The following is an 11,325-nucleotide window of genomic DNA, read 5'->3' as shown; positions in this document are numbered from 1 at the left end:
GGTGCCGCGGGGGTGGATCCCGGGCTCAGGGCGTGTAGCTGAACACCGCCGGCGCGTCGGCGTGTCCGCCTGGGGTGACCACGGTGACCGGGACGCTGCCCGAGCCGGCCGGCGCCGTCACCGTGCACGAGGTGCCGGCGCAGCCGCCGGCGGCCGGCTGGTCGCCGAACAGCACGAAACCGTCGTCCAGGTTCGTGCCGGTGAGCGTCACGGCGGTGCCGCCGGCGGCGGGGCCGGTGGTCGTGCCGATCGCGCCGAGCCCCGGCGCGGCCGGGGTGGGCGACGGCTGCGGCCCGGTGCCGAGCAGGTACGCCGAGACGTTGTCGGACGCGTCGGTGTCACCCCGGTTGGCGGCCGTCACCCTGATCGTCCCGCTCGGGCGGGCCGGGCCCCGCGAGCTGACCTGGACCTTCATGAAGTCGCTGCGCCCCGGCGCCCGGGTGCCGGTGAACAGGGCCACCAGGTGGCGGCCGTCCGGGGAGACGGTCTGCGAGAACGTGTAGTCGTACGGCGTCGAGTACATCAGCGCGCCGCTGGTGGTCAGGCCCGCGGGGAGGTCGACCGTCAGGCGGGTGACGCCGGTGACGTCCGCGGTGCCCGCCGACTTCCAGGTCACGCTGAAGTTGGTGTTGTCGACCGCGAAGATCGGGTAGTTGCCCGCCTGCGACACGGCGACGTCGGGGCCCTGCGGGGTGCCCGCGGCGACGGCCGCACCGGTCCCGGCCGCGAGCGGGGCGATGGCCAGCACTGCGGCAAGACCGAGCTTTGCCATTTTAATGATCATAATTTTCATCATGGCGGAGACGCCGGGCCCCCGTAGGGCTTTTTCGCCGGCCGGCCGGCCGCCGTTCCGGTTCGCCCAAAAGGCCCGTTTCGGTCGTTGTCGGTGTGAAGCCCTAATCTTGTCCACCGTGACCGCCATCGCAGACCAGCCCACCGACCTCGGGCTCCGGCCGCCCGCCGGGGCCGTCCGCCCCGCGCCCGGCCCCGCCGCCGACGAGGGCCTCGCCCGCAGGCTCAAGGCGCTGGCCTGCACCGCCCCGCTGCACGACCTGGACAACCGCAAGGTCAACCTGGCCGGCGAGTACGGCGGCTACGCGATGGCCGAGGTCGGCCTCGCCGCCATCGACCTGGTCACCCTGCACATGGACTTCGACACCGGCGCCGACCGCGACATAGTGCTGGCCCGCATGCTGCCCCGGGTCGCCGCGCAGAACCCGCCCCGGCCCGCCGCCGAGCACGAGCGGGTCGCCCGCTGGGTGCTGGAGTCGCTGATCAACGTCGGCAGCGTCGACCGGGGCTTCCGCGCGGTCTACGGCACCTTCGGCCCCGACGGCGCCTACGTCCGGCGCGACTACGACTTCAAGCTGATCGAGGAGGTGCCCGGCCCCGACGGCGGCGTCTACCTCCGCACCACCGACGAGGCCGTCAACGTCCTGGTCGGCGCCCTCGACACCGACGTCACCTCCGCCCAGATCGCCGCCGAGGTGAAGCTGGAGGTGCTGATCCGCCGGGGCCGCCTCGCCGACGCCCAGCTCGCCGCCGAGCAGGCCCGCTACCGCACCGTCCAGTACGCCGAGACGCTGCGCCGCGCACTGGACGCCACCCGCCGCAACGTCCGCGCCGTCGACTGGATGCAGGCCGTCCCCGACCTGATCGACGAGGCGCTCGACCACATCGCCGACCGCTACCGGCACGAGAACGCGATCCTCACCAACATCCGCAAGGTCCGCGACGAGAGCGAGCCGAACACCCCCGAGGGCGCCGAGCACAAGCGCCGCGCCGCCGAACTCGTCGACATAGTGAAGGACTGCATCCGCCGCCACACCCAGCTGCAGACCCGCCTGCTGGAGGCCGGCCCGCTGTTCCGCGCCGAGCAGGACCGCCAGGCCTTCGCCTCCCCGGGCGCCCGCACCGGCACCGACCTGTACGGCCAGCTGCTCGCCCCGGTGCTCCGGCTGCCGGTCGAGCAGGCCGTCCGCCCCACCGACGCGTTCTTCGCCCGCGCCACCGGCCTGCGCACCCCCACCGCCGTCCGGGTCACCGACCTGGTCGACCTGCTGCTCACCCCGCCGGTCGAGCGCGAGCACCTCGGCGCCGAGCTGCCCGACCCGGACCTGGTCGCCACCCCCGACGACAGCCGCTTCTCGGAGGCCCAGCTGGAGGCCGCCCTGGAACTGCTCGACCTGCCCGCCGACGCCCCGCGCCGGCTCTCCGGCCTGCTCGCCGACGCCCGCCGGCAGGACCCGGAGCTGCCCTACCTGCTCGCCCTGCTGGCCGTCCACGCGGCCAGCCCGCCGGTCGGCACGGCCTACCGCCAGGGCGAGGAGCGCCTGCTCTTCGCCGTCGACGACGGCACCCCGCTGCGGGACGTCGAGTTCGGCGGCGCGGACCTCATCGTGGGCACCGCCCTGCTCGACTCCGCCGGCATGGCGGCCGACCGCAAGGACGCCGGCTGATGACCGGCCGCCAGCCCAGGAACCACCCCGAGGAGCACCACCCGTGACGACCCACCACGACGCCCCCTGGGCCACCGAGGCCGAGCCCGCACCGGTCGCCCTCACCCCGGCCGACGTCGCCGACGCCGCCCGGCTGGTCTCCTTCGGCCTCCAGGCCAAGCTGCTCCCGGCCCGCGACGCCGAGTACGCCGAGCTGGTCCGCCGCCACCGCGAGGACCCGGCCTTCGCCCGGCTGGCCGACGCCGTCGCCACCGGCATGGGACTGGTCGTGCTGGAGGTGTCCCCGCGCGCCGGGATGGCCGTCGCCGCCGCCGAGGACTCCGTCTTCGCCGTCCGGATGGGCGACTACTCCCGCCGGGCCGCCTCCGAGTCCACCGACCGGTTCCTGCACGGCCTCGCCCACCTCGCCGTCGCCGCGATGGCCTTCCCCCGCCCGGAGGACCTCGCCGACGACGGCTACCTCGGCCGGATCACCGTCAACGGCGTCGACGCCTTCGTCCGGCAGGCCTGCCGCCGGCTGGAGGAGCAGGCCGACGCCGCCGGCGACAACACCGACCCGCAGAGCGACGCTCCCGGGCTGGAGGCCGCCTGGCGGGTCTGGGCCCGGCGCACCGCCACCGGCGCCACCAAGGACGCCCGCCGGCTCTCCGGCTCCACCATCGGCATCACCGGCAAGGCGGTGCTCTTCCTGGTCGACTCCGGCTTCCTGCAGAAGACCGCCGACGACGCCGGAGGCACCTACCGCACCACCGCCCGCTACCAGCTCCAGGTCCGCGACCTGGCCGCCGGCGCGGCGATGGGCGAGCTGCTCGACCTCGGCGTGGTCGCGGTCTCCGACGGCAGCGCCACCCTGCTGCCCGCCGACCACAGCGAGGAGCTGGTGGCCGACGCCGGCCTCCCGTTCCACTCGCTCTGACCCAGCCGCCCCCCACTCCACCCCACCGCACCGCCCGCCTGCCCTGCCCGTACCGCCGAACCGCCCGCACTGGAGAACCGCCGCACATGTACGAGCTCAACCGGGTCCGCCTGTACTCCATCGGCCCTGCCGGCGCCCGCTACGCCGACACGGTCCTGGACCTGCGCGGTGTCGGTGAGCCGGTCGCCGCCCCCGCACCCCAGCAGCCCGGCCTGTTCGGCGAGGAACCGGACGGCCCGCCCCGCCGCCCCGCCCCGGCCGGCGTGCTCTTCCTGGAGAACGGCGGCGGCAAGTCCGTCCTGCTCAAGCTGATCTTCTCGGTGATGCTCCCCGGCCACCGCAACACCCTCGGCGGAGCCAGCTCCGGCGTGCTGCGCAAGTTCCTGCTCGCCGACGACTGCGGCCACGTCGCCCTGGAGTGGCAGCACACCGTCACCGGTGAACTGATCGTGGTCGGCAAGGTCAGCGAGTGGCGCGGCCGCCAGGTCTCCTCCGACCCGCGCAAGTTCGCCGAGACCTGGTACTCCTTCCGCCCCGGCCCCGGCCTCACCCTGGACTCGCTGCCGGTTGCCGAACGCATCAGCCTGGCCGGCGACCAGCGGGCCCGCGGCCGGCGCCGCACCATGAAGGGCTTCCGCGACGCCCTCACCGAGGCAGGCAAGGCCCACACCCACCTCGACCTCACCTTCGAGGACATCCACGACCGCTGGAACGAACACCTCGGCGACCTCGGCCTCGACCCCGAACTCTTCCGCTACCAGCGCGAGATGAACGCCGACGAGGGCGAGGCCGCCGGCCTCTTCGCGGTCAAGCACGACTCCGACTTCACCGACCTGCTGCTGCGCGCCGTCACCGACACCCGCGACACCGACGGCCTCGCCGACCTCGTGCACGGCTTCGCCGCCAAGCTCGGCCGCCGCTCCGAACTGACCGCCGAACGCGACTTCACCGCCGGCTCGGTCGAACTGCTCCAGCGGATCGTCGAGGCCACCGCCGCCCGCGAGTCCGTCCGCGAGACCCACCGCGCCGCCGAGCGCCGCACCCGCCGGCTCGCCCACGCCCTCACCTCCCGCGGCGCCGCCGAACGCGACCGCGCCCACGACCTCGCCATCGAGGTCGCCGCCGCCGCGAGCGCCGTCACCGCCGCCGAGAGCGACCGCACCCGGCACTCCCTCATCACCGCCGAACTGACCCACCGCCACGCCACCCTCGGGCTCGCCGCCGCCACCACCGAGGCCGCCGCCCTGCGCCGCGAACTCACCGAGGCCCGTACCCTGCACGCCGCCTGGCAGGCCGCCGAGGCCGTCCTGCGCCACCGCGCCGCCGCCGACCGCGCGGCCCGGGTCGCCGCCGCCATCCGCGAGGCCGAACTCGACGCCGCCCCGGCGCTCGCCGCCCGGGCCCGCGCCGCCGGCGCCCTCGCCCGCGCGCTGGAGAGCGCCGCCCTCGCCGCCGAGACCCGCGCCGACCAGGAGGAACTGCGGGCCGGCGAGATCCAGCAGGACGGCGCCAAGGCCCAGGCCGACGCGACCGCGGCCGCCACCGCCGCCCAGAAGGCCCGCAGCGAGGCCGACCACCTGCGCCAGCGCCTGGCCGAGGTCGAGCAGGAGACCCAGGCCGCCGTCGCCTCCGGCTGGATCGAGGCCGACACCGACACCATGGCCGACGGCGAGGCCGACCCCGCCCGCGCCGCCCTGAACGCCGCCGACGCCGAGAAGGCTGCCACCGCCGCCCTGGAGAAGGCCCGCGCCGCCGCCGACCTCGCCGCCGCCCGGCTGCGCGAGAGCGCCGCCGCCGAGGCCCGCGCCGACCTCGCCGCCGCCCGCGCCAGCGACGCCCGCAAGGCCGCGGGCGCCGCGCTCGCCACCGAGCGCCGCACCGCCGCCCTGCTCGCCGCCGAACCGCGGCTGGCCGGCCTGCTGTCGCTGGAGGCCTACCGCGACGGAGCCGACGAGGCCGACGGCTTCCTCACCCCCGCCGTCCTGGACCGCACCGCCGAAAGCCTGCGCGAACGGCTCGACCAGTCCGTCGCCACCGCCGAACGCACCCTGTTCGACCTGCGGACGGCCGCCGCCGACGACTCCCGGATCCTCGCCGCCCTCGGCGACGGCGGCCTGCTGCCGCCCGGCCCCGACGTGCTCGCCACCGTCGAGTACCTCGCCGAGCACGGCGTCCCCGCCCTGCCCGGCTGGCGCTACCTCGCCCAGTCCGTCGACCCGGCCGACCACGACGCCATCCTCGCCGCCCGCCCCGAACTCGTCGACGGCGTCGTCGTCACCGACCCCGACGCGCTCGACCGCGCCCGCGAGGCCCTCCAGGCCGCCGCCCTGCTGCCCCGCTCCACCGTCGCCGTCGGCACCGCCGCCGCCCTGATCGCCCCGATCACCGGCGAGCCCGCCTTCTTTCTCGTCCCGCCGAACCCGGCCATGCACGACGAGAGCGCCGCCGACGACGAACGCCGCGCCCTGCGCACCCGAGCCACCGCCCGCGAGGAGCACATCCGCGAACTCGCCGCCCGCCTCGGCGGCGACCGCGCCCTCGCCGCCCGCCTCGCCTCCTGGCACGCCCAGTGCCCGCCCGGCACCCTCGCCGAACTCGCCGCCGCCGCCGAGGCCGCCGCCCTGGCCGCCGAGACCGCCGCCGCCGAACTCGCCACCCTGCGGGCCGACCACGCCGAGGCCGAGGCCGACCACCTCGCCGCCGCGTCCACCCACGAGGAGCACCGCGAGGCCGCCCAGCGGACCCGCCGCCGCGCCGACGCCCTCGCCGGCCTCGCCTTCCGGCTGCGCGAGCGCGCCAACTGGACGCGCTCGCTGCGCGAACTCGCCGAGGACGCCACCGAGTGCGACCGCCGCCAGGCCGTCTGCGCCGAGCGCGCCCGCACCTGCGACGAGGACCGCCGCGCCGCCCAGCGCGCCGCCGACGACGCCCGCCGCACCGTACGCACCCTGCGCGCCGAGCGCGCCGAGCTGTCCAGCACCTCCGGGACGGACGGGACCGACCAGGCCCAGACCTCGCTGCCCGCCCTGCGCGAGGCCTACCGCGCCGCCTCCCAGCTCTACGAGAAGGTCGGCGTCGGCGCCGACCTGCGCGCCGAACAGGCCCGCGCCGAAGGCGACGAGGCCGCCTCCGCCACCGAGCTCGACCGCCTCAGCAACAAGGTCCGCACCCGCGCCGAGGAACTGCTCGCCAGCCCCGACGGCGCCGACGGCCCGGCCCGGCAGGCAGCCGCCGGCCGCGCCGAGGAGCTCGTCGCCACCATCGAGGCCCGCGCCGCCACCGCCAGCGAACAGCTCGGCCGCCTGCGCGGCGAGGCCGAACGCTCCGCCCCCGCCACCGGCGAGGCCCACACCGACCTCCCCGACGACCTCGTCCCCACCGACCCCGAGCACGCCCAGGTGCTGCTGCGCACCGCCACCAGCCGGCTCGCCGAGCGCCGCGAACTCCTGGAGAACGCCCGTACCGCGCACGCCGACCTGCAACGCACCCACCAGGCCTCGCAGGGCGCCGCAGCCGACTTCGAGGAGGCCGCCGGCCAGCTCCGCGACGGCCTGCGCGAACACCCCGACGAGCCCGAGCAGAACGCCGACCCGTACCTCGGCAGCCTCACCGAGGCCCGCGCCGCCGCCGCCGACACCCGCCGGACGCTGCGGGCCGCCGCCACCGAGCTGTCCGCCGCCGAACTCGCCGTCCGGGACACCTCCGACGCGCTCGTCCGGCACGCCAACGCGGCCCGCTACGAAGCCGTCCGCACCCCCGCCCGCCAGCAGATCCGCGAGCTCCCCGCCGCCGCCCTGCCCGACCACGCCGCCGCCTGGGCCACCGCCTTCGCACCGCGCCTGCGGGTGCTCACCGACGAACTGGAGCAGCTGGAACGCAACCGCGGCAGCATCGTCGACCGCCTGCGCGGCCTGGTCGAGAGCGCCCTCGCCACGCTGCGCGCCGCCCAACGGCTCTCCCGGCTGCCCGAGGGCCTGGGGGAGTGGTCCGGCCAGGAGTTCCTGCGGATCCGCTTCGAGGACCCGGACCAGAGCCTGCTGGTCGAGCGGCTCGGCGAGGTCGTCGACGAGGCCACCCGCTCCGCCGTCCGCAAGAACAGCGACCTGCGCCGCGACGGCATGTCACTGCTGCTGCGCGCCGTCGCCGCCGCGATCGGCCCGCGCGGCGTCAGCGTCGAGATCCTCAAGCCGGACGCCGTGCTGCGGGCCGAGCGGGTCAGCGTCGGCCAGATGTCGGACGTGTTCTCCGGCGGCCAGCTGCTCACCGCCGCCATCGCGCTGTACTGCACGATGGCCGCGCTGCGCGCGAACGACCGCGGGCAGTCCCAACTGCGCCACGCCGGGACGCTGTTCCTCGACAACCCGATCGGCCGGGCCAACGCGACCTACCTGCTGGAGCTCCAGCGGGCCGTCGCCGACGCGCTGGGCGTGCAGCTGATCTACACCACCGGCCTGTTCGACACCACCGCGCTCGCCGAGTTCCCGCTGGTCATCCGGCTGCGCAACGACGCGGATCTGCGGGCCGGCCTCAAGTACATCTCGGTGGAGGAGCACCTGCGCCCCGGCCTGCCGGCCCCGCAGGACCCGGACGGCCCGGCCGTCCACGGTGAGATCACCGCGACCCGGATGTTCAAGCGCCCGGCGGAGGCGGTGCAGGCCTGACCCAGCGGGGGTGCCGGGGGTGGTGACCGGTCGTCAACTCCCGCCTAGGGTGGGCGGCATGCTGACCATCGCCCATCTCAGTGACATCCACCTAGGCCAGGAGCGGGGCCGCAAGGACGGCGGGGCGATGGCCCTGCGGCGGGCCGAACGCGTGATGGCGTACCTCAACGGCCTGCCCGGGCCGCTGGACGCGATCCTGGTGTCCGGCGACATCGCCGACCACGGCACGCCCGCCGAGTACGAGAAGGCGGCGAAGGTGCTGGCCTCGCCGTACCCGGTGCTGGTCTGCCCCGGCAACCACGACGAGCGCGTCGCCTTCCGCCGCGGCCTGCTCGGTTTCGCCGGGGAGGACGGTCCGGTGAACCAGGTCCGGCGGCTGTCGGGCGCGACGTTCCTGCTCTGCGACTCCTCCGTCCCCGGCCGGGACGACGGCCGGCTGGACGACGCGACGATCGCCTGGCTCGACCGGGCGCTCACCGAGGGCCCGCAGGACGAGCCGGCGATCGTCGCGTTCCACCACCCGCCGGTGCCGCTGCACCTGCCGTTGGTCGACCGGATCCGCCAGCGGGGCGAGGAGCGGCTGGCCGGGGTGCTGGCCCGGCACCCCCGGGTCGCGGCGCTGCTCTGCGGCCACGCGCACACCCCGGCGGCCACCACCTTCGCGGGCCTGCCGCTGCTGGTGGCGCCGGGGGTGGTCTCGACGGTGACACTGCCCTGCGAGGGCGGCCGGGGCATCGAGTTCGACCACCCGCCGATGGTCGCCCTCCATGTCCTCGACGACGCCGGGCGCCTGACGACCCACTACCGGGTCGTGGTCTGACCGGTGCGGCCGCCCGGGCCCGTACCCGTCAGGCCGGTGCGGTGAGGTTCCAGTGGGCGTCGTCGTCGTCGAAGGCCTCCTGGTAGCCGGGGTTGGCGATCGGGCGGCCGGCGAAGAACCGGTCGGGCAGGTCGAAGGCGTCCACCAGGGCGGGTGCGTGGCCGGCGAGGCGGGCGATGCTCTGCTCGATCAGCTCGGGCAGCTCGTCCACCTGGTCGGCCGTCAGGTACTGCCCGCCCTGGAGCGCGCCGGTGCGCGGGTCGAGGCGGCGCAGGGTGAAGAGCTGGTGCAGGTCGAGGAGGACGGCGCGGGCCCGCGGCCCGGCGGCCTGCTCGGCCATGGCGAGCAGCGCGGCCGCGGCCCGGTGTTCGGCGTGCGCGGTGACGGCGGCCAGGGCGGCGGGTGCGGCGGCGTTCCACCGGCGCAGACTGTCGCCGGCCGGTGCCTGGCGCAGGCGGGTCCGGGCCCGGGCCAGCAGGAGGTGCCGTGCGGCGAGCAGGAGGCTCTGGCGCACCGCCGGGTCGGCCGGCCCGCCGCCGGGCGTGGCGGCCGGCGGGGCGTCGTGGCCGAGCAGCAGTTCGGCGCCGGTCTTCGCCCACAGGGCGAGGTTGTCCCCCTCGGCCGTGATCGTCCCCTCGATGTCGACGGTGCCCGAGACGATGCCGTTGACGGGCAGCAGCCCCTGGGCTCCGCACCGTTCGCGGCACTCGGTCAGCACGGTGCGGGCCTGCCAGGTGATCCAGCCCTTGGCGACGGCCACTTCGCGTTGGGCGTGGGCGGCGGCCGCCGGGTCGGTGCGGTCGTGCTCGGCCCACAGCGTGGTGGTGGTCCGGTGCAGTGCGGTCATGGCGTACGCGGTGGCGAGCTGCTCCAGCAGCGGTCCGTGGTGGGTGCGGTGCGCCCACAGCGGCACCCTGCGGTCGGGGCGGGCTCCGCTCACGTGGCGGTGCTGCGCGTAGCGGACGGCGGTGGCCAGGGCGGCCCGGGAGACGCCGACCGCGCTGGCGCTCATGCAGAGCTTGCCGAGGGTGACCCGGCCGATGCTGGTGAGGAACCGTTTCCTCCTGCTGCCGAGCGCGCTGGTGAAGGCGCCGTCGTCGCCGAACCGGCCGTGCTCGCCGGTCAGCAGCGCGTCGTGGGGCAGCAGGACCTGGTCGAAGGAGGTCAGGCAGTGGTCCACCGGGCTGCCGGGGCGCTGCGGGAGCGCGCGCACGGTGACTCCGGGCAGGGGGCCGGCCTGGTCGGTGAGCGGGGTGAGGAACAGGAAGATCCCGTGGTCGCGGTCGTCGATCAGCAGCCGGGCGGCGACCACGGCGGACTTCGGGCCGCCGGCCGGGCCGGTGTTCGGCATGAACTTCTGCGCGCCGGCGTTGGGGGTGTGCAGGGTGAAGGTGCGGTCGGCCCGGTCGTAGACGGCGGTCGTCTCCAGGGCGGTGGCGTCGTTGCCGTGGCCCAGTTCGGTGCACAGGAAGGTGCCGGTCCGCGTCATCGCGAGGTACTCGTCCAACGGGCGCTTGTCATGGGCGTCGTGGTCGGCCAGGCTGCCGAGGAAGAGGTTGTAGTGGATGCCGGCCAGGACGGTGAGCGCACCGTCCATCGTGGCCGTCCACTCGTGCAGCGAGGTCAGGCGGTAGGGGTCGTCGGCCAGAGCGGCGGCGTCGGTCACCGTGTTCACCCGGCGCAGCCGTTCGTAGGACGCGGCGAGCTGGTCGGCGCTGCTCGTCCCGTGCTGCGGGTACATCCACGGATCGGTGGCCAACTCCCGCCAGGGTCCGTGGATCCGCTCACGGTCGGCGCCGAAGAGGAGGGCGCGTAAGCCGGCGGTCAGCGGGTCGACGGCTGTGCTCGGGGTGTCGAGGGGGGCACTGCGGGTGCCCGGGATCGAGATCATGCTCTGACTAATGATCAGGCCCGGTCGCATGACACGCTGTTGTGACCGGAGTCACTATAGGTAACCCTGTTCTCCGTCTCCGGACGGGTCAGTGCCGCGGTAGTCGCAGCGCCTGCCGTGCGGCGCCGGTCAGCACGCTGTCCAGCAGTCCGGGGAACAGTGCCGCCAGGTCGTCGCGGCGCAGGGTGCTCATCCGGGAGGTGCCGCGGCGGTGCTGGCGGATGACCCCGGCCTCGCGCAGGACGCGGAAGTGGTGCGTGGTGGTCGACTTGGTCACGGGCAGGTCGAAGGCGATGCAGGACATCTCCTGGTGCCCGTCCGCGAGCGCGCGCACGATCAGCAGCCGGACCGGGTCCGCCAGGGCGTGCAGGACGGCCTCCAGCCGGATCTCCGGCGGTGCGGGTTCCGGCAGCACGGCCGTGCCGGTCCGGCCGGTCCGGTCGTCGGCTCGGTCGTCGGCTCGGTCGTCAGCTCGGTCGTCAGTCCGGCTGTCGGTCGGCGGCGCGGTTTCTGCGGTCACGGGGTCATCGTACGACGGGTCTCGTAGTTCGACACTTCTCGTAGTACGGTGGATGACG

At 75.5% G+C, this 11,325-nt stretch carries 7 protein-coding genes; 4 read left to right on the top strand and 3 right to left on the bottom strand.

Annotation, left to right across the window (positions count from 1 at the left end):
• Positions 1 to 25: 25 nt before the first annotated feature.
• A complete protein-coding gene (locus ACFUK0_RS29840; RefSeq protein WP_380255569.1) occupies positions 26 to 772 on the bottom strand; it encodes an IPT/TIG domain-containing protein in 747 nt (248 codons plus the stop codon).
• A 139-nt stretch (positions 773 to 911) separates the two neighbouring features.
• Between ACFUK0_RS29840 and ACFUK0_RS29835 the strand changes: the two genes are divergently transcribed.
• The 4 genes from ACFUK0_RS29835 to ACFUK0_RS29820 all read left to right on the top strand — a co-directional run bounded on the left by ACFUK0_RS29835 (position 912) and on the right by ACFUK0_RS29820 (position 8,856).
• Positions 912 to 2,459, top strand: a complete 1,548-nt coding sequence (locus tag ACFUK0_RS29835; RefSeq protein ID WP_380255568.1) for a hypothetical protein — start codon at positions 912 to 914, stop codon at positions 2,457 to 2,459.
• 43 nt (positions 2,460 to 2,502) lie between these two features.
• Positions 2,503 to 3,375, top strand: coding sequence for a hypothetical protein (locus ACFUK0_RS29830; protein ID WP_380255567.1), 873 nt, complete (start codon positions 2,503 to 2,505; stop codon positions 3,373 to 3,375).
• Positions 3,376 to 3,461: 86 nt separating this feature from the next.
• On the top strand, positions 3,462 to 8,036 hold the full coding sequence (locus ACFUK0_RS29825; RefSeq protein ID WP_380255566.1) for a hypothetical protein: 4,575 nt from the start codon (positions 3,462 to 3,464) through the stop codon (positions 8,034 to 8,036).
• Between the two features lie 58 nt (positions 8,037 to 8,094).
• Entirely contained in the window at positions 8,095 to 8,856 is a 762-nt protein-coding gene (locus ACFUK0_RS29820) for a phosphodiesterase (protein WP_380255565.1), read from the top strand.
• A gap of 28 nt (positions 8,857 to 8,884) precedes the next feature.
• Here ACFUK0_RS29820 and ACFUK0_RS29815 read toward each other — a convergent pair whose 3' ends face one another.
• Positions 8,885 to 10,747, bottom strand: coding sequence for an acyl-CoA dehydrogenase (locus ACFUK0_RS29815; protein WP_380255564.1), 1,863 nt, complete (start codon positions 10,745 to 10,747; stop codon positions 8,885 to 8,887).
• 88 nt (positions 10,748 to 10,835) lie between these two features.
• Positions 10,836 to 11,162 carry an ArsR/SmtB family transcription factor gene (locus ACFUK0_RS29810; protein WP_380255571.1) on the bottom strand — a complete coding sequence of 109 codons (327 nt, stop codon included), beginning with the start codon at positions 11,160 to 11,162 and terminating at the stop codon, positions 10,836 to 10,838.
• Positions 11,163 to 11,325: the final 163 nt, after the last annotated feature.

It is taken from the genome of Kitasatospora sp. NPDC057223, assembly GCF_042669755.1.
In the GTDB taxonomy this organism is placed as follows: Bacteria; Actinomycetota; Actinomycetes; order Streptomycetales; family Streptomycetaceae; genus Kitasatospora.
The sequence above is the reverse complement of the archived record's forward strand: the minus strand, read 5'-3'. Positions and strand labels throughout refer to the sequence as shown.

Excerpts from the sequence above, each read along its gene's own strand:
- ACFUK0_RS29820 (WP_380255565.1), top strand. The coding sequence starts at position 8,095 with ATGCTGACCATCGCCCATCTCAGTGACATCCACCTAGGCCAGGAGCGG.
- ACFUK0_RS29815 (WP_380255564.1), bottom strand. The coding sequence starts at position 10,747 with ATGATCTCGATCCCGGGCACCCGCAGTGCCCCCCTCGACACCCCGAGC.
- ACFUK0_RS29825 (WP_380255566.1), top strand. The coding sequence starts at position 3,462 with ATGTACGAGCTCAACCGGGTCCGCCTGTACTCCATCGGCCCTGCCGGC.
- ACFUK0_RS29840 (WP_380255569.1), bottom strand. The coding sequence starts at position 772 with ATGGCAAAGCTCGGTCTTGCCGCAGTGCTGGCCATCGCCCCGCTCGCG.